This window comes from Oscillospiraceae bacterium (assembly GCA_025757985.1).
In the GTDB taxonomy this organism is placed as follows: Bacteria; Bacillota; Clostridia; order Oscillospirales; family Ruminococcaceae; genus Gemmiger.
In genome coordinates, this window is sequence record CP107210.1 from 910,832 (window position 1) to 929,097 (window position 18,266).

At 51.8% G+C, this 18,266-nt stretch carries 19 protein-coding genes; 8 read left to right on the forward strand and 11 right to left on the reverse strand.

Annotated features, from left to right (window positions below):
- Positions 1–159: 159 nt before the first annotated feature.
- From OGM67_04575 to OGM67_04600, 6 genes are all read right to left on the reverse strand, one after another.
- Entirely contained in the window at positions 160–1,905 is a 1,746-nt protein-coding gene (locus OGM67_04575) for a recombinase family protein (GenBank protein UYJ35606.1), read from the reverse strand.
- Between the two features lie 107 nt (positions 1,906–2,012).
- Complete coding sequence (locus tag OGM67_04580) at positions 2,013–2,198, reverse strand: hypothetical protein (GenBank protein UYJ35607.1); 186 nt, start codon at positions 2,196–2,198, stop codon at positions 2,013–2,015.
- Positions 2,185–2,610 carry a recombinase family protein gene (locus OGM67_04585; GenBank protein ID UYJ35608.1) on the reverse strand — a complete coding sequence of 142 codons (426 nt, stop codon included), beginning with the start codon at positions 2,608–2,610 and terminating at the stop codon, positions 2,185–2,187. Before OGM67_04585 ends, OGM67_04580 begins: the two co-directional genes overlap by 14 nt.
- A 9-nt stretch (positions 2,611–2,619) precedes the next feature.
- Complete coding sequence (locus OGM67_04590) at positions 2,620–3,066, reverse strand: recombinase family protein (protein UYJ35609.1); 447 nt, start codon at positions 3,064–3,066, stop codon at positions 2,620–2,622.
- Positions 3,067–3,081: 15 nt separating this feature from the next.
- The gene (locus OGM67_04595) at positions 3,082–5,031 is read right to left on the reverse strand and encodes an ATP-dependent DNA helicase (protein UYJ36190.1); all 1,950 of its coding nucleotides are present in this window, start codon (positions 5,029–5,031) and stop codon (positions 3,082–3,084) included.
- 504 nt (positions 5,032–5,535) lie between these two features.
- Positions 5,536–5,856 carry a helix-turn-helix domain-containing protein gene (locus OGM67_04600; GenBank protein UYJ35610.1) on the reverse strand — a complete coding sequence of 107 codons (321 nt, stop codon included), beginning with the start codon at positions 5,854–5,856 and terminating at the stop codon, positions 5,536–5,538.
- Positions 5,857–6,175: 319 nt separating this feature from the next.
- On the opposite strand from OGM67_04600, the gene OGM67_04605 reads away from it, so the two are divergent.
- A complete protein-coding gene (locus OGM67_04605; GenBank protein ID UYJ35611.1) occupies positions 6,176–6,631 on the forward strand; it encodes a hypothetical protein in 456 nt (151 codons plus the stop codon).
- Between the two features lie 110 nt (positions 6,632–6,741).
- On the forward strand, positions 6,742–6,891 hold the full coding sequence (locus OGM67_04610) for a hypothetical protein (GenBank protein UYJ35612.1): 150 nt from the start codon (positions 6,742–6,744) through the stop codon (positions 6,889–6,891).
- Between the two features lie 105 nt (positions 6,892–6,996).
- On the opposite strand, the gene OGM67_04615 is transcribed toward OGM67_04610, so the two are convergent.
- Genes OGM67_04615 through OGM67_04625 form a run of 3 tightly spaced genes read right to left on the reverse strand, consistent with a single transcriptional unit; the run spans position 6,997 to position 8,982 of the window.
- Positions 6,997–8,316, reverse strand: coding sequence for a HAMP domain-containing histidine kinase (locus OGM67_04615; GenBank protein UYJ35613.1), 1,320 nt, complete (start codon positions 8,314–8,316; stop codon positions 6,997–6,999).
- Positions 8,300–8,509 carry a winged helix-turn-helix domain-containing protein gene (locus OGM67_04620; GenBank protein UYJ36191.1) on the reverse strand — a complete coding sequence of 70 codons (210 nt, stop codon included), beginning with the start codon at positions 8,507–8,509 and terminating at the stop codon, positions 8,300–8,302. The genes OGM67_04615 and OGM67_04620 overlap by 17 nt, the downstream gene beginning before the upstream one ends.
- Positions 8,509–8,982 carry a response regulator gene (locus tag OGM67_04625; GenBank protein UYJ35614.1) on the reverse strand — a complete coding sequence of 158 codons (474 nt, stop codon included), beginning with the start codon at positions 8,980–8,982 and terminating at the stop codon, positions 8,509–8,511. Before OGM67_04625 ends, OGM67_04620 begins: the two co-directional genes overlap by 1 nt.
- Positions 8,983–9,073: 91 nt before the next feature.
- Between OGM67_04625 and OGM67_04630 the strand changes: the two genes are divergently transcribed.
- From OGM67_04630 to OGM67_04650, 5 genes are read left to right on the forward strand one after another with little or no spacing between them, the layout of a single operon-like run.
- Entirely contained in the window at positions 9,074–11,293 is a 2,220-nt protein-coding gene (locus OGM67_04630; protein UYJ35615.1) for a hypothetical protein, read from the forward strand.
- Positions 11,277–12,179, forward strand: a complete 903-nt coding sequence (locus OGM67_04635) for a sugar ABC transporter permease (protein UYJ35616.1) — start codon at positions 11,277–11,279, stop codon at positions 12,177–12,179. The genes OGM67_04630 and OGM67_04635 overlap by 17 nt, the downstream gene beginning before the upstream one ends.
- Positions 12,163–13,023 carry a carbohydrate ABC transporter permease gene (locus OGM67_04640; protein ID UYJ35617.1) on the forward strand — a complete coding sequence of 287 codons (861 nt, stop codon included), beginning with the start codon at positions 12,163–12,165 and terminating at the stop codon, positions 13,021–13,023. The genes OGM67_04635 and OGM67_04640 overlap by 17 nt, the downstream gene beginning before the upstream one ends.
- Positions 13,020–14,507 carry an HlyD family secretion protein gene (locus tag OGM67_04645; GenBank protein ID UYJ35618.1) on the forward strand — a complete coding sequence of 496 codons (1,488 nt, stop codon included), beginning with the start codon at positions 13,020–13,022 and terminating at the stop codon, positions 14,505–14,507. Before OGM67_04640 ends, OGM67_04645 begins: the two co-directional genes overlap by 4 nt.
- Positions 14,500–15,582 carry a hypothetical protein gene (locus tag OGM67_04650; GenBank protein UYJ35619.1) on the forward strand — a complete coding sequence of 361 codons (1,083 nt, stop codon included), beginning with the start codon at positions 14,500–14,502 and terminating at the stop codon, positions 15,580–15,582. Before OGM67_04645 ends, OGM67_04650 begins: the two co-directional genes overlap by 8 nt.
- Here OGM67_04650 and OGM67_04655 read toward each other — a convergent pair.
- Both OGM67_04655 and OGM67_04660 read right to left on the reverse strand, forming a co-directional pair.
- Positions 15,515–15,913 carry a M23 family metallopeptidase gene (locus OGM67_04655; GenBank protein ID UYJ36192.1) on the reverse strand — a complete coding sequence of 133 codons (399 nt, stop codon included), beginning with the start codon at positions 15,911–15,913 and terminating at the stop codon, positions 15,515–15,517. The two genes, OGM67_04650 and OGM67_04655, sit on opposite strands and share 68 nt — an antisense overlap.
- 93 nt (positions 15,914–16,006) lie before the next feature.
- Positions 16,007–17,188 (reverse strand): hypothetical protein, encoded by a 1,182-nt coding sequence (locus OGM67_04660; GenBank protein UYJ35620.1) that lies wholly within the window; start codon positions 17,186–17,188, stop codon positions 16,007–16,009.
- 479 nt (positions 17,189–17,667) lie between these two features.
- Between OGM67_04660 and OGM67_04665 the strand changes: the two genes are divergently transcribed.
- Positions 17,668–18,219: a hypothetical protein gene (locus OGM67_04665; GenBank protein UYJ35621.1), complete on the forward strand. Its 552-nt coding sequence runs from the start codon at positions 17,668–17,670 to the stop codon at positions 18,217–18,219.
- Positions 18,220–18,266: the final 47 nt, after the last annotated feature.

An 18,266-nucleotide genomic window follows, 5' to 3' on the forward strand; every position in this document is an offset into this window, starting at 1 on the left:
AGCCATTATTTCCAATCAAAACTGGCATTGTCCGTACCATTCATAATGAGCAGTCTCTTCTAAACCTTCTCCAATCAGGCTGTTGCCCATTCGAAAATCAAACAACCGTCAACTTTCACATTAAAGAAAATAGCAGTGGATGCCGCTCAGCCTCCACTGCTATTTTCTTTGTGTTTCAAGTCCTTCCTCACAAATTGCTTCTACTGTATTATCTAAAAGCTGCTGATATTCCATGTTCAGCTTTATTGTAACTTGGTATTTTCTGCCCACCTCTACCCTATCAATCAGATGACTCAGTATCATCCGTTTCATTTCCAGCGGGGCGGTATCAAATTCTTCTGCCCAACCTCTGAAATCGTCGTAGTAAGTACGCAGTTTCCGAATCTCAGCTGCTTCGTTTAACCTCGCATTCTGAAGTTCAGCATATTCAGCCTTGGCATCATCCAATTCCTGTTGGTATCGACGGATTTGCTTGGCAATCATATCCTCGGTAAAATTGCTTGTTCCGTCAAGGCATTTTAGAATCTCGCCCTCAAAGCGTTCCAAGGCGTGCTGGGCGGCTTTTATCTTTTTCTCCACGGCTACACGTTTTGTCTTTTGCAGGTTCGACTCTTGCCGAATCCGATTCTCCGCTACTTGGGAATAGGGTGTGTCTCGGATTTGCTCGAATACTTCCTCGACGATTTTCAGAACGACGGCATCTACCCTTTCGGCAAGGTACAGTGCTTGCCCGTCACAGTCTCTGCCGCCTTTGTTCCGCTGACCGCGCTGAAAGCAGTTATACTTAGGCTGGACTTTTTCGCGGATGCTGCCGTCCGCCAGCTTATATCGGTCTGTGTGCATAAAACCAGACATCTTCGCTCCGCAGTGGGCGCAGTAGACAATGCCCGCCAGCAGCGTTGGGTTCTGGCTGGTGTGGGCGATTCGTCTGTCTTGCGCTGTCTTTGCACTGCGTCGGCTGATAATGTCATTGGCTTTTTCAAATGTCTCTTGGTCGATGATCTGTAATTCCGGGATATATTCCGAACGGGCATTTTTCGTAATGATGTAACCTGTATACCCCTCGTGACGAATAATGCGGAGTATGTTGCTCGATTGGAATTTTGCCCCGGCGCGGGTGCGCAGTCCCCTGTTGTTCAGCATCTCGGCCAGCGAGTATCCGCTGGCACCCTCGTGGACCACCTTGTAAAAGAGTTCGCGCACCCAAGCAGCTTCTTCCTCGTTGACGACCAAATCCATGACCGGCTTATCCCGTTTGTTCCGTCTGCCTTGGTCTACCAGCTGATAGCCGTAGCACACAAAACCTCCTGCATAATGGCCACTGGACACGATTTGTCGGATTCTATCGCGGGTTCGGATGGATGTTTTCTCCGACTCCCCTGCCGCCTGCCAAAAGCGGATGTAGTTCATTAGTTTATCGCCGTGTGTTTCGATTTTCTGCTGGCCTTCGTGGGTACTCCACATTTCAATGCCGTGCTGGACGAACCATTCCAGTACAAATGGTGTTTCACTTTCGATTCGCCCAAGTCGGTCAAACATATAGACCAGAAGAATGTCAAATTCTCCGTTGGCGGCTTCTTCTTTCAATTGCTGGATGGCATCGCGTTTTGAGGCCGACACCTTAGAACCAGAGACGCCCTTTTCGGCCACCTCTTTTACCACCCGCCACCCTTGCTTTTGTGCAAACTTTCGGCAGTCAATTTTCTGCATTGGAATATCATCGTGGTCTACCTGCCCTTTTGTCGATACTCGATAAGCCAGTGCAACGCGCGGTGCATCCGCTTCAAGATGCATCTGCTTTCCCTTAAAATAGGCATCATCCAGCCACATCTGGTCCGCCACCGAAATTTCAATCGCTTGACCATTCGAATCTACGCAAATCATTCTGTTCACCTCGCTGTTCATCTTGCGAAATGGTTGGTGCATTTTCGCAAGACAAACGATACTCTATTATAATAAGGAAAGCTATTCACCAAAACGGAGAAGAATCGCTGCCAATGTGGACCGCAATTCTACCTATTATCCTGTTCTTCCCGTTGCTTGCGCAAATCGTATGCAGACATAATCAGCTCTTTAATAGGAATCATGACGTCCGTTTCACAGTTTTCGCAAAAAGTCAGTTCTGCGGTATACTCGCCGCAGCGAACAACAATGCTTTGTACGCCGCTTTTTCCTCTTTTTGTCTCAAGGATTTCCATCTTCGCATTCCTCACATACCAATACAGGCTTTCTTTTCTTAGGGCGATTCAGCAGTCTGCTCTCCAACCCTGTCAGATAGAGTTCATATTGCAGATTGGTCTCGGTCGTAATCAGCACTGTACCGTAATTTTGCAAAAAGCGTAGGATTCTGTACAGCGTCGTGAGGTCATGGCTCAAACGGTCAAGGCTCTGAACCATGACGGCATTGACGCGCCCCTGCTGCACAGCAGTAAGCATGGCGAACAAATCAGGTCGCCAGAATTCGGTACCGTACTTTTGCTCCATGCAGGAGTTGACAATGATGTAGCCGCGCCTGTCGGCTTCGCGCATGACTTCTGCAAGCTGTTCTTCCAATGCGGGCAGGTTCGGTGCAGCACTGCGGGCGAACGCCCAAATTTTGTATTCTTTCATGAGCGCACCTCAGAATTGATCCATCAGTGGAAGACGAACATCAAAGCGCGGCTTGCCAAAGGATGCTCGCGTGAAGCGGTCACCGACAAAGCGTTCCAGCCCGCTGTTGATGAGCTCGGCGTTCAGGTCGCATTCAGTGGTGATGAGATAGACATCATTCTGACGCAGAATTTCAATAACTCCTACCAGTATGTAGCTGTTGCGGCTGATTTGTTCCAAATCGCGCACCATCACGGCTTCAACCCGACTGTTCTCTACTGCGTCCAGCATGGTGCGCAGACCGATGCGGTCTTTCAAGGTGTTTCCGCTGCAATGGTCAAAAGATGTGCCGCGCACGAGAAAACCGTGCCCTGCCGCTTCGTCGATAAGGTCATACAGCCGGTCAAAGGCAATGCGCGGATCGCTGTTGGCGCAGCGCACATAAATCCAGACATCGTGGTTTCGCATAAGGTACATCTCAGGTTCCTCTTTTCACAAAAAGTAATCCGGGCGCTTCTGCTCCCGGATGAATTGCTGCACATCTTCAATTTTCTCGGTGCTCGGACAGGTCGGCAGCGCTGCCAGCGCGGCGTCATGGTACTTGCCGCCGATGCCCGCGCGTTCGTCCAGAATCGCTACCACACAGGAATCCTGTTCGGTGCGGATGGCCCGCCCAAAGCCCTGCCGCAGCTTCTGCTGCATTTCCGGCACGATCTCAGCCTGGATGTAACTGTGCAGGTCGGGGTAGCGTTCCCTCCGGGCCTCCCGTACCGGGTCGGGCACCGGGAACGGCAGCCGCACGATCACCAGTAAGGAGACCATGTCGCCGGGGAAATCCACGCCTTCCCAGCAGGGACCGCCCGCCAGCAGCACTGCGTTGGGGCACTGTTTGAATTGCTCTACAAACCGCTGGCCGCCCCTCGCCGCTTTGAACATAGGATACGGCAACCGCCCCTCCAGTTGCTCGTACACATGGCCCATCTGGTCATAGGAAGTGAACAGCACCAGTGTGTGGCCGCACGCGGACCGCACAAGGCTCTCGATCTGCCCTGCCACTCGTTCATTCTGGGCTTCTTTTGAATAGTTGCCTACATCGGGACGGAGCGGAAAGTACAACATCGCGTTCCGTGGGTAATCAAACGGCGAAGGGACTTGCAGGGTATTTACTGGCACTCCATCGCGCAGTCCCATGCGTCGTGCAGTATAGTCAAAGTCCCGACCCGCAGCCAATGTACCGGATGTCAGGATGGCAGGTTTTTCCCGTTTCCACAACAGATCATACAGCTGGCTGGGCAGGTCACGGGGAACCGCGCAGAGCGAGACAGACTCACCGTTTTCCGCTATTTCTATGTATCGGATCATGGAATCATCTAGCCGGGCGAACCGCCCGGCCAGTTCTTTCGTTTCTGCCAGCTGGTTTTGCAAATGGTGCGGCAGCCGCGTGTGTTCTCTCTCCAGGATCTGTGTCACCACTTTCTGCATCCCTGCCAGCGCCGTGGCGCTGGCGTCCGTGATAGCGAACGCCCGCCGGGGTTTCCCTTCGGCGGGCGCGTTCAATATGCAGGCCGCCGCCAACGCCCGTGTTTGGGTTTGCACCTGCTGTGCGGCGTAGGGATGGTGTGCGCGGGCCAGTTGTTCTGCCAGTTGCGTAAGTTTTTGCACCGACAGGCGGCGGGTCGCCATTTGCTGCGCGGCGTCTGGCAGACAGTGTGCTTCGTCGATGATCAACGCCTGGTAATCCCGCAGCAATGGGTTCCAGCCCTTTTGGCGATGAACAGCATCTGCCAACAGATAGTTGTGGTTACAAATTTGGATCGTAATAGTCGGGCCGTTGGATGCCCTGACATATTGCCGGTAACGACAGCTTTCCCATGCGCCGCACTGCCGGTCGCAGCGATCCGGCACACAGATATGCTGCCGGTCATACCGGGAAAGCCCTGCCACACGGTCGAGATCCAGGTATCGGTCTGCGGCTCGAAGCAATGCGGCCCGCCGGGCAAACGCTTCACCACGCTGCGCGATCTGCATCCGGCGTTCTTCCAGGCGTGCGTCACACACAAAACGCTCCTTTCCCTTTCGCAATACAGCATGTGCAGGTTCATCAATATATCCATATTGTATTAAAGCATTCGACAAAAAAGGAATGTACTGCTGCAGCAAAGCATCCTGCAAGGTCACGCTGGCCGTTGAAATAACCACCGGCTGCCATTGTTCGCGCGGGCGCTGCCATTGCCAGAGCAGGCATGCAATCAAATATGCGTAGGTTTTTCCCAATCCTACGCCAGCATCGCACAAGGTAACTTCTTTATTATATAGGGAGTCCAGCATGGCATGGCAAAGCTGGATCTGCCCCTCCCGCACGGTCATCCCGCAAGCAGGCAGAACGGTGCGGAAAATATACTCAGCTTGTTGATGCGCGGCATCGTAGCCGAGAGACTCCATAGAATTCACAAACATCCCCTCCGGGGTAATCGTTGATGGCAAAATAATACGGCGTAGTCTTGCCATGGGTCCTGACTGCGCCGCACGGGTTCGACATCAACGGGCACGTTGATGTTCAAAGTTAGTTTCTCGATATGCCCTATTTGCAGCTCGCCCCCAGGCCGGGGAACACGGCAGGCGGACTGCTGGCAACAGCCGCTCACTGGCTCTGCCCAGGTCTAAGGATTGCAACCTGGGTTCGGCCACCCCGTCTGACGCGCGGGGCCGCAGGCGTATCATTGTCCCCTGCCCCCAGGTCTCGGCAATCCAGCCCGCCGGGGCTGTTTATGGGACAGATGGGATCGCTCCTTGCCGTCGCTGCGCGGTATGCCGATCAATGGCATAGTTGGTTCCGCATCGCGGGGCACGTCATGGCGCACCTTCCCGTGTTGCTCACTGGAGGCAGGAACGTACCTGCCGTGCTGGGTATGCAGTTGTCAAGGTGGTAATTGCCGGAGATTCCAGCTAAATGGAGGCAAAATTCTGAAGGATGCTTTCCGCAATAAATTGATCTTCGACGGGCAACGTCGGTATTATCCGTTCAAGAAAATCAATTTGTTTTGCCGTCAGCCTATGCTGTGCGGGGGTGTATTCATCCATAAGATGAACACCGCCCGAACCTCGCCCGCTGGTCGTATAAATCGGGTAAGCAAGAGACAATTTCTCAATGTCGCTGTAGATTGTTCTACTCGTCACATCAAAACGTTTTGCCAGCTCGCCTATCTTTATATGCCGCCGGACGCAAAGCAGTTCAAGAATCTTCCGCCTGCGCCAAGCGGCCTGCACGGGCTTTCACCTCCTCCGTCTTTTTGCTCCGGATTGAGTATATTGCAAAATGCGGAAAAAAGACTTCCGCTTTTTCCCAACACGTGACGGTTTTTTCATTCTTCCTCAAAGGTTCTCCCCTTCGCCAACATGCCAGCTGTCGCGCAAGGAAGAAACTTTTACTGCTACGGTCTGCCTCAAATAGAAAAAGAGGCGCTTCTCTCTGTTCGTATAGAACAAACAGAGAGAAACGCCTCTCAGGGAATGTGAAACGCAGTTCACTTTTCGCACGCGCGGGGGCAAAAGAATCAGCTAAAAAGAATAAACGACAATAATTTCTATGGAAGTTCGTGCATTAATCATGGCGCGGATAAAGAATCGCTTCGCATCTTCCGATCCAGCACTCCGAACAGGCATCATTGAGGCATGCTGTGTGCCAGCAGTTAGAAAGCTGTATGTACACACCGACGGCGAATTATCAATCTGCGAACGAATTGGTTCTTCTCCTTCAGTAGGCACGATATCGACCGGGGTAAACAAAGAAGTAGTATTAAAGAAATACATTGATGACTATTTAGCCGCCAGTAAACCCTTGTGTGAGAATTGTTGGGCTTACAATATTTGTCCCATGTGCTATTCAGAGTGCTACTCTCAAAACGGTGTAAATATAAAAGAGAAATCTTCCAAATGTAAGAACTGTCGCACCTATACCTATCTTATGCTCGGAACATTCTGCACTTTAATGGAAGAGCGGCCTGAAATCATGGAAACTTTGAACCACACCGTTCCTGTTTAATACAATCCTGGGTTTCTCATTACGAGTACCCGGAATTTGTAAATATTGATACAACCTTTCCACAATGGAAAAGTTGTATCGGAAAGGAGAAATTCGCATGAGTTTACACTATGGTAATCATGGTGGCGGTGGTAATTGTGGTTGCTGCTGCAGTTATCAAGCAGAAAGTTACAATACGGCTAACCAGTATGGTAGTAACCATGATGCAACCGGTGGAGATTGTGGCGCAAGTTGCGTTGATGGGAATTCGGCAAACATGAACGCAAATCTTGCGACCGCTATCAGCCGCTCACTTTCCGACGGTTAAATCCGAACCGCCGACAAAAGGCAGGCTCCTTGAGCCTGCCTTTTGTCAGTTTCTATCTTTATGCACTACACACCGTAAGACAGAAAGTCGCGCCACCGCCCGGCGTGTCGAGCACGGTCAGCGAACCTTGCTGCAACCTGGCCAATTCTGTTGCTACAGACAGCCCCAAGCCATAATGCCCGGCTTTGTTTGGTGCCTGCTGTTGCTGCGCCTCCCTGCGATAAAAGTAGTGGAAAACCGCTTGCTTTTCCTCGTCCGGGATACCCGGCCCGTGGTCTACCACCCAGAACCGTGTTTTTCCTTCCTCACACTGATCGACCCGCAGCTGAACAGAACTTCCCTCCGGGGCATAGGAATGCGCATTATCCAGCAAGATGGAGAGTATCTGCTCCAGGCGCTGCTCATCCGCAAAAACAGATGGCAGTGCCGTATCCGGCAGCTGCAAGGTCAGTTCCTGCGCTTTCTGTGCAAAAATGGGAACAAACTTTTCATAAACAGACATCGAAATATCTTCCGGCACCAAGGGCTGTAGTTGTAATTCCCAGCGCCCGGTACCACCATTGGTAAGAACCAGCATATCGTCGATCAGCCTTGCCATTTGGCGGGTCTCGCGCTGGATGGTTTGACAGGGTTCTTCCGGGGCGGATACTCCGCGCCGCAACAGATCAACAGAAGTGGAAATCACTGCAAGAGGGGTTTTCAATTCATGGCTGGCGCCAGCTAAAAAACGCAGCTGCTCTGTATGCGCTGCTTCTACCGGGCGGATCACTCGCTTGGACAGCCATGCGGCAACTATGATCAGTGCCGCCCATGCAATGCAAAAAACGACCGCATATTGAACAAGCAGGCGCATCATCCCGGAAACATCCGTTGTCATTGGTTGCAATACAAGCACATTATACCACTGCGTCGTTGAAGCAGAATGATTTTGCAGTGCCGCCCGCCATTCTTTTCCTGCGGCGGTCAGGACAAAGGTCCCGCTCTGGGCCTTTGATGAATACAGCGTTTCCCCTACGGCATCTTCTTTCAGTTCTGCCAAAAGAGCATCCCGCATTTCTGCCGTCAGTGTGGGCGTGAACGTGAGCAATGTTCCCCCATCAACAACGGCCACGGATAGATCACATTGTTCTGCAAACTGCAACAGGCTCTGCGTATCCACACTTCCTGGTGCCGACAAGTACGCATTCGCGGTTTGGCTTTGAGACAGAAACAACGACTGTGCAGCACTCTGAATCTCTCTCTTTGCCGCATGAAATGAAATAGCACAGGCGATAAAGAGCACCAAACCGGTCAAAATTGCGCAAAAAGCGGTTATCCGGTACTGCAAATGACGGTATATTTCTTTTCGGGAAGATTTTGTTCTATTCTTCTGCTTCATATTGCAACTGGTAGCCGGTCCCCCGGCTGTTTATGATTTTAACTTTTGAATGCAGATGTATCAGCCGCTGCCGAACCAAATGGATATAGGTGTCGATCACCGCATCCGTCACCTCTGCATCCGGCCCCCAAATCCGATTGAAAATAACACTTCTTGTAATGGGAGTGCCCGCGCTTCGCAAAAGGAGTTCCATCAACTGTGCCAACCGCTTCGGCAGGATTTCCTCTCCTTCCGGCCCTTTGAGCAACCGAACTCCTGGCGGTAGCAAAGATCGCCAAAATCCAATTGACTTGGATCTTCCAGGGGGACCGACCGCCGCGACCAGATCCGCAAACGAGCCAGCAATTCTTCCATGGCAAATGGTTTTACGATATAATCATCGGCTCCTGCGTCCAGCCCGCTGACTTTATCCCCAAGACTGTCCAACGCAGTAAGCATCAGAATAGGCGTCGTAATGCCCTGCGCCCGCGCCTTTCGAGTTATGGTCAGACCGTCCTGGCCAGGCAGCATCCGATCCAGCAGGATCAGATCACTGCTATTGTTCACAATTTGAAATTCGGCATCTATTCCGTCAGCGCAAGAAACCACCGTATATCCTTCGCTTTTCAGAACAGCCTCGATATTGTGCCGCAAAGCATCATGATCTTCTACCAAAAGAATTTTCATTTTCGTCCTCTGTTTTGAAAAAATTCAGGATAATTTAAGTGTGCATCCGTTACAATCAGTGTAAAGCAAATTTCGAAGGGAGTCAACCATCATGAAGCAAATCGGAAAAAAACTCTTATCTGCAACACTATCAGCCCTGATGATAGTGTCGGCCTTTTCCGCATGCGGAAGCTCGCCCTCGGATGCTGCCGAGACTTCCGCTCCGGCCAGTGAATCTTCCAGCGCATCTGCCGATTCACAATCCACGGAAATTCCAAAAACAGGTACGGCTACAGGCGCCTATGTTCAAGAGTCTATGTCCGAAAACCTGCCCGATACATATAGCCGCTTTTACGATCTGCGGATCGATCAGGATGGAAACGTCCTCCTGGTCGGATTAAACTCAACGGGTAAACGTCAGCTCTTACAGTTTGAATCCTCTACATGGACTGTTCTGCAGGAAAGCGACATGCCTGCCAACGCCCCAAACTATGTGGACATCGCAGATGACGGCTCGATTTGGGCTGTCACAAGAAACAGCGACGGGCAGTATTCGCTTTGTACCGGTCAAGACGCGAATGCATTAGAGCCCGTAGAGGTAGATAGCCTGCTGCAGTCCGGCGCTCTACCAGTTGGACTCCGGCTGACCGATGACGGGAAAGTATTTCTGACAGTGCAAGTGGCAGAATCCACCATTTTCGTACTGATCGACTGCGCCACGCGCCAGGTTACAACGATAACCCCCGGCTTTTACGGCAGCCCGGTCCTGTATTCAGAGGGGAAAGTTTACGCTTTTGTTACTGGCAGCACGAACCTGACTGTCTTTGATGCAAACAGCGGAAATACTTTGCAGCAATATCAACTGCCCCTTGCCGAGTCCCTGCCCTCAACATGTGCCGCTTCTGTAAACAGCGGTGTTTTGACCTGGGCCGACAGTAACGGAATCCATCAGCTCGCCCTAGATGGCATGCTGCAGCAAACATTCGCTGACAATCGCAGTTTTGTACTCGCAAGCAACGAGTTTATAAAACAACAGCTTGTTGTGGATCAAGACGGCAGCTATTGGGTCAGCGGGATGGATGGCAACAATCATGCGCAGCTTTACCGCTATCACTACGATGCGGAAGCGACGATTCCTTCTGGCAGTGAGTTGGTTATCTGGGCTATGGAAGACAGTTTTCTCCTGCGGGAGGGCATCAATGCTTACGCGGCCCAGCATCCAGAGCAGACCATCACAGTGGAATACGGGCAGGACAGCATAAATAACGGAATGACGCTTGATGATGTTATTCGAACCCTCAATGTGGAGATCTTCGCAGGAGAGGGGCCAGATGTGCTTGTATTGGATGGGCTGCCGATCGAGTCCTATATAGATCAGGGGATTTTGGCCGATTTAAGTCAGGTTGACACCGATGATTGCTATAAGAACATTGTAAATTGTTATACAGATTCGGATGGCTGTTGGGCACTGCCGCTTTTATTCCGTCCCGGCTTGCTTTATTGCAAGTCGCAGGAAAACGCCGAACCGCTATCGCAGGCGCAGTGTTTGACTGATTTGCAGGATCTGCTTTGTGTAAAGTCAAATTTCCACTATGACGGCTATTACAACTTGTTCAATGAACTGTACCCCGCTTCCAGTGCGTCCATCTTTGCGCTTGGCGCGCAAGAAGTAAACGAAAGCGCTCTGCGTGAATTTTTAACTGTTACCGAAGCAGTCGTTCAAGCACAAAACATCACTTCTGAATTTGACCCGCTATTTGGCGATGGTGAAGATACAGCAGGCACTTCTGATGGCCAGCATTTGGCTGTAGATATTCCAGTCAGCATGAATTGGTACGCACGCCCACAGGACCCCGCCGATTGTGCGACCGGCTGCCCCACCGATTATTTGCTGACCTACATTTATATGGTCAGCGAAACACAAGCGGTCCCGGCTTTAATTCGCCCCTTTCCGGGCGACGTGTTCGTTCCCGCTATGACTATGGGGGTGCTGAATACTTCTGATCAGATAGATGCCGGTGTGGAATTTATCCAGACCATGCTGGACTGCGAAAATGAGCAAGTAGCCGACCGGGGCAGTTTTAATGGTTATTTTGTTCGTGAAGGAGTGCAGATGCGCACAACAGGCGGCAGCAGTGACCTTCCCACGCCTGCTGAATTGGGCTTAGACACCGTATGTGCTCAACTGACCACCCCCGCCAATACGGACTTGAGTTTGAAGGAACTCGTCTACGACGAAGCCTCCCAACTGTATAGTGGCAATCAGGATCTGGAGACCACCATAGCCAACATCCTGCAGCGGGCGAGCCTGTATTATGCGGAACAACGATAGGCGTTTGCGAAGCCGGCACACGACCGCCTCTCAAGAGAACCGGGCTGCGTGGTTGTTCCTGCTTCCAAGTTTGATCGGGGTTCTTTTGTTCGTTTTGCTACCATTTGTCGAGACGATTCGGCGCAGCATGTTCGACACGATGGGAAGTACGTGGGTAGGTTTTTCCAATTATGATTCTGTTTTACAGAATGACGCTTTCCAGCTGGCCGTAGCCAACACCGCTCGTTTCCTGGGTATTTGCCTGCCCCTTCTTCTATCCGGGAGTCTGATTCTTGCCCTGGTCCTTCACAGCCGCCCCTTGCGAGAAACAAAGGCCGCGCGCGTTTTTAAGACCACCTTTCTGCTTCCTATTGCTATCCCTGTAGCCAGTATAGTTCTTCTTTGGCAAACACTTTTTTCCCGCCAGGGGTTATGCAATGGCTGGTTGACATGGCTGGGTGCGCAGCCTGTCGACTTTATGGGGACGGGAGCGGCATTTTGGGTCTTAACAGCGACCTATCTGTGGAAAAACTGTGGTTACACACAGGTTCTTTGGGCGACCGGCTTAGAAGCTATCCCTGCAGATCAGTATGAGGCGGCCCGTGTGGATGGCGCAGGCCCTTGGCAGCAGTTTTGCCACATTACTTGGCCTGCACTTCAGCCTACTCTGGTGCTGACCCTGATTTTAAGTTTGCTCAATGCGTTCAAGGTCTTTCGCGAGGCGTATCTGGTAGCTGGGCGTTATCCACAACAGAGCATTTATTTGCTTCAGCATCTATTTAATAACTGGTTTTTGAGTTTGGACTTGCCACGCTTGGCGGCGGCCGCCATATTGGTGGCATTGGTACTGTTGGCTGGAATTCTGGCCTTGTTGAAATGGTGGGATCACTGTGCAAAAGAAGAATAAAGCCAAACGAGGTCACTGGATTTGGGTTTGCCTGATCCCGGCCGCGCTGCTGGTATGGTGGCCGCTTTGGTTTCTCTGCACCGGTGCTCTGATGCCGGAAGAGGAGTTGGAGCTGACGGTAGGCCCTGCGCTGGGGCTGCACAATGGCTTCGCTTCCTGGCATATTCTGCCGACCTGGCCCACTTTGGAACCTTTGCTGACGCTCTTGTTGGATACACCGCAGTTTTTTGTGATGTTCTGGAACAGTATGGAGCAATCCGTCACTCAAGTGGCAGGCCAGTTATTGGTAGGCGCACCGGCTGCGTGGGCCATCAGCAGACTGCGTTTCCACGGCCGAGGGGCGGTTCGCGGTTTGTATATCGTTTTAATGCTATTGCCTTTCCAGGTCACAATGGTTCCCAGTTATCTGGTTCTACGTCAATTCGGTCTATTGGATACCCCCTGGGCTGTCATTTTGCCCGGTATCTTCTCAACTTTTCCGGTTTTCATTATGGAGCGCGGCTTTGACGCAATACCGAGAGAAGTATTGGAGTCCGCAGCTATAGACGGAGCTAACCATTGGCACCGCTTTTGGAACATCGGTATCCCGCTTGGTGTACCTGGGATCATTTCTGCACTGACCCTGGGATTCCTTGATGCCTGGAATGCTATTGAACAACCCATAACCTTTTTGAAATCCCCACAATATTGGCCCTTGTCCCTCTATCTCACCAATCTTGACACTGAACAATTAGGTTTATCAATGGCGGCCAGTTTATTGATGCTGGCTCCTTCTGTACTGGTTTTCCGCTTTGGGCAAACCTACCTTGAAACCGGTCTCGCTGCAGGGGCTGTGAAAGGATGACGAATTTGGAAATCATACATAAACTAAAACGGCGCCTTCACGCCATCTCCGAAAACAGTACGAATCAGTCACGTGCGGGCATTGATTTTCTTCGTTTTCTGGGTGTCATGCTCATTTTGACGCTGCTTGTACGTGGAACAGCAGCAGCCACGACCCCTGTTGTCACTGTGACCAACCCTTATCAGGGAACCGTCAGCCAGAGTTTCATTTTGTCAGGGGAGCTCTCTCCCGGAGCAGGTACCCCCTTGACTCTTCCGGAAGGGCTGCTCATAGAACAGGTCCTTGTCCAGCCAGGCGATTCGGTCACGCAGGGGCAAACACTGGCCGTCCTTTCGGTAGACGATATTGATACTGCGATCGACCAGCTCCAAGCTTCTTTGGAGCAGCACCAGGTGCAGGCTGACCAGCTTACGAATGCAGACGTTGCCGATTCGTTCGCATGGCAGCAGGCACAACAACAGTTAGACCGTGCCTATTCCAATTATCAGCAAATAGTTACCGAAAACGAACAGGCTATCGCCAGTGCCCAGGAAGCCTTAGACAGCGCCCGCAAGGCATTGAGTGAAGTGGAAGGCCGTGAGCCGCAGCGGCCTTTTGAAGATTCATACTGGGAAATGGCCACTCCGGAACAGACTGAAACAGAGCAAAAGTACTCCGATTGGAGAAACGAATTGAGTAATGCACAGGCTGCGGTCCAACAGGCACAAAACGATTTAGAAAGCGCTCAGCAAACGGCAGAAAGCGAACAGGAAAATGCACTGGCTGCCGCCCAAAGTGCAGAGGACTCCCGCAACAGTGCCCAGCACAGTTACGAAAAAGAGGCGGCCGATTTAGCGGAATCCAACCGTTCCGATCTCGCCAGCGCCGAAGTGCTTTTGACTCAGATCCGTCAAGAAAAACAAAAACTTGCAGATCTGACTGCGCTAAAGGATGCTTCGGGCAACTTTTCTGCTCCAGCAGATGGAATCATTACCGCGATTTCCTTAGTACCCGGAGAAACCAGTTCCGCAGTTGCAGGTCTGCTTGCCGCTGGTGAGCAAAGTTATACCCTTATTACCCCTGTTACCTCTGCGCAAAGTACCTTGATACAGTCGGGGTGCACTATTTCGGTAAAACAGGGTCAGACCACAGGGAGCGCCGCTTTGGAAAGTATCGAATCGGATATGGCGCAGTTCACGGTATCGGGGTCACAATGGAAAGTCGGAACTGCTACCATTACAGTCACTACCACGAGTGGCGAAAGTGGGCTTTGCCTGCCGGCTACCGCAGTCAACAGCGATAATACAGGAGACTTTGTTTATCTTGTAGAAACGAAAAACACCGTGCTGGGGGCACAGAACGTTTTGATACGTCTCCCTGTCACCATCGATGAACGCGGGGATGGGGTCGTACGCGTTTCTGGTGCGCTGGATGGAAAGGAACAGATCGTCAGTGCCAGTAGTAAACCACTTTCTGCCGGAGCGCAGGTGCGGATCGATGCGTAAGCGTTTGATCGTGCTGCTCTGGCTGGGGTTATATGTGCTGTGTCTGTGGCTTGCTGTACGGGCAGCTGCCGAAGCCCAGCAAATCAGTCCGGGGGCTAGTTTACGATATGTTCAGGCACTACGGAGCGATCAGGTAATGAAAGCCCGTGCGTATGCGCAGAGCGAGCAAAACGAGGGCGGGATTTTTGCTACATTCTGGACGGAGAATGAGAGCAGCGTTCAAGCTGCCGCCAGTCAACGGACCATCCAAGAAGTATGCAGCATTGGATTTTATGGAGCGGCATCGGCAGCGTATGCGGCAAATTACCTGTATGGCACAGCTCCAGGTGATGGGGATACCAGTCAATGCTCCGTCAGTATCTCACTTGCTTGGGATCTATGGGGCAGTACAGACGTGTTGGGACAAATATTAACACTGGACCCCGACACGGAGAATGCGCGAAGTTACGAAGTATGTGGCATTTTTTCCGGCAATTCCGACCGAGTTCTCTACGGAGCAGGCAGTTCCGATGCGTTCCGCTATATCGAACTGACCCATATCTCCTTGGGCAACCCTTCTCAGAGCGTTCAGAAATTTATAGCTGGCAGTGGTTTGGAGCAGCCAGACCAACTGTTATGTGACGCCGCAGTCGCTTGGCTGTTGGACGCATTGACAGGGATGCCCGTGATACTTCTGCTTGTAGGGTGTCTATGGAACGTCCTGTTCCGGATATTCTGGAATAAAAAGCAGCGAGAACTCATGATGTTCATCGTTGCCTTACTTTTCGTCTGCTTGTTGCCCATGTGGTTATCTGCGCTGCCCGGTTGGCTCATACCGAATCAGTGGGGCAGTATGGCAGCGTGGAGTTCACTCGTTTCGGCAGCCGGAGAGCGCTTGCAGGAATGGTTTGCTCTATGGCCCACAGCAAGGGATGTGCATCTCAAAGTCAACGTGCTGCAAGTCATAGCCGCCACACTTGGCAGCATTGTATTTGCCATCATCGCCTTCTTGGCGTGGGCACGTCCGATCACCCATGCACCTCGAAATGCAGATGCGGTCCCATTGCGCGGCCGGTATGCCCCACATAGGCAATGACCTGCCCGGCTTTGACCTGCTGGCCCACCGTGACACAGATGCTGGAGCAGTGCGCGTACAGAGTAGTCAGCCCGCCGCCGTGGTCCAGCTTGACGTGGTAACCGTAACTGCCGCCCCAACTGTCCAGCCCGTTGGCGATGGTCACTGTGCCGTCGGCAGCCGCAAGGATCGGCGTGCCCTCTGGCACCGCGATGTCGGTACCGCTGTGGTAGCTGACTTCGCCGGTAATCGGGTCGGTACGGTATCCTTGAGGGGATGTGATTGTGCCCGGCACCGGCAGCGGCCACTGGAGGCGTCCATCCGCCAGCGACGCATCGCTGCCCGGTGTCATCACCTCACCGCCACCCGTGGAAAAACCACCCAGCAGTTCGCCCCATAGTGGGGCGGTATCCTCCGCCAGCAACAGGCTCAGGTACTCGTTCTGTCAGGCATTAAAGTCGTATTCATCTCTCATTTCTTCCGGGGACCTGTGGGTCAGTTCGATCACCAAGACCGTTTCGGTGATGGTCTCTGTTGAAGTATTTCCTTCTTCACCCGGCACCTCGACATCATGGCTCTGCGCTTCGATGCGGTGATCCACCTCATTCATATTCCAAAGTGTGGTGCGCAGTCGATCCAGATTTTCTTCATCCAAATAGGCCACAGGGGCGCCATCTTCCGCGCCGCTGACATAGGAAGCAAAAACCGCCAGAACATCTTGCCATGCGATGGCATAACTGCCATCGTTTGACTCGATCTCCTGGCGGTCGTATTCTTCGCCGTCCTCAATTTCCTGTAGCCGTTTCTGGTATTCCCCGTTCAATTCCGTAATAGCTTCTGTAACGCCTATACCATCCCCTGTGGGTTCAGCGGCGAAGAAAATACCGAAGGCGGAGCCTGCCACCATCGCCACCATACAAATAACCAGAATGACGGCCACCACCGCCATGCCGCCCGCGGCGAGGGCTGCCGCCAGCGTATGAGCTGCCACCCACAGCGCTTTGATCCCGGCCCGGACGATCTCAGCAGTCCTTTTTGCGGTCTCTTGCGCTACCTGTGCCGCCCGGCGCGCTCTTTGTACAGCCTGTGCGGCCCCTTTGCGGACACGATCGGTCCTGGCCGCCTGCTGCCGGAGGGCCTGGGCGGTTTTCGGAGATGGAGCCGTGCGAGGCTGCTTCCGTGCGGTATTTTTGAAGTGATGCTCCTGCCGCCGTTCCTGCTGCCGTTTTATCGTTGTCGGTTTTCCCTCGGTCTGCATCTGCCGTGCCGGAGAAGAGGGCGCTGCGCCGTCTGTCCCGCCGGGCGCAACCCGGTCTTGGGGTGCGGAGGTTTCCTGCTCAGGCTGGGCCGCCTGCTGCTTGGCTTGTCCGGCGGCACGTTTCACCGCCCGTTTGCTGCCGCGAAGGATCGTCCCCGCCGCAGAACTTCCTGCGGAAGCCACATCGTCAATCAGCCTTTCTTCCAGTCCGGCAGCCTCTTGATACTGCCCACCCTCTGCAGAATCTTTCCTTACCCGCTGGCGTCCATCTTCGCGTGCCCGCAAGACGCCCCGCATGGCTTGGCGTGGAATTGCTGCCACTTTCGTTTTCGGCGGATTCTTTCCCGCCGCGTTTTTCTGCTTCGGCATTGTCTTTTTCTCTTTTGTCCAGCTTCTCAAGGAAATTGATTCACTAAGAATCGACAATGAAAAGTCTCTCCAATCCTATTTATATATTCTAACTCGTGAGCGAACGATTGACTTTCTTCGAAAATGGGAGCGACGACGAGGTGTTCTAACTGACTATGAAAATCGCTCCGCCAGCTTTGACAATTTTAAGGAGCCGGAAGAAATCGCATTGACAGATCTGCAGCTAAACAAAGCAGTCAGTATTCTTTCCGATATGCCTTCAATTTACCACCGAACTTTATTCCTGCGCGTAAAGGGTTACTCTGTCCGCGAGATCGCGCAAATCACAAATTCGAGTGAATCAAACGTTAAAACCCGTATACACCGGGCGCGCGCTATTTTACTCAAATCGTTCGACACCTAACACAAAAATATTTTTGATTTCGGTTTACATTTGCAGATGATTTTTCTCTTTTCCCTTTCAGGAGGGGAAGAAGAAAATGAAATCATCTCTTTATACTTGCATTCAGGATATTCAAAATGGTGACCGTGAGCAGGCACTCGCTCTTTTGGAGAAGTTTTCTCCCCTGCTCAAGAAATATGCATTCTTCCTGCAATCAGAGGATGCGTTGCCGGATTTTCAATGTTTCTTACTATCCTTCGCCAAAAATTTACAACTTAACGAGTTGATTATAAGCACAGATGGTGCTATCATAAGCTATATCAACAAGGCAATATATCATCATTATATCGCACTTTCGAAGGGCAACCGGCACAAAATTCCAACGGTGTCCATCGAGGACAAGTCAGACTTCGATTCGTTGCAGTTTGATTCTAACTTTGGTGAGTCTGATACATACTCAAATCTCTTGCTGATGGATCTTCAACGTGCGTTGACAGCTGACGAATACCATGTCATCTATGATCACTTTTTCCGTCAATATAGCATTCAGGAGATTGCTGCAAGAGACAAGAAATCTCGGCAAGCCATAAACAAATGCAAAAAGACTGCATTAGAGAAATTACGTCATTATTGGGGAATCAAGCAATAATCATCACGTATACTGTTACCGCTTTTCAATTTTCCGGGCTGTTTCGC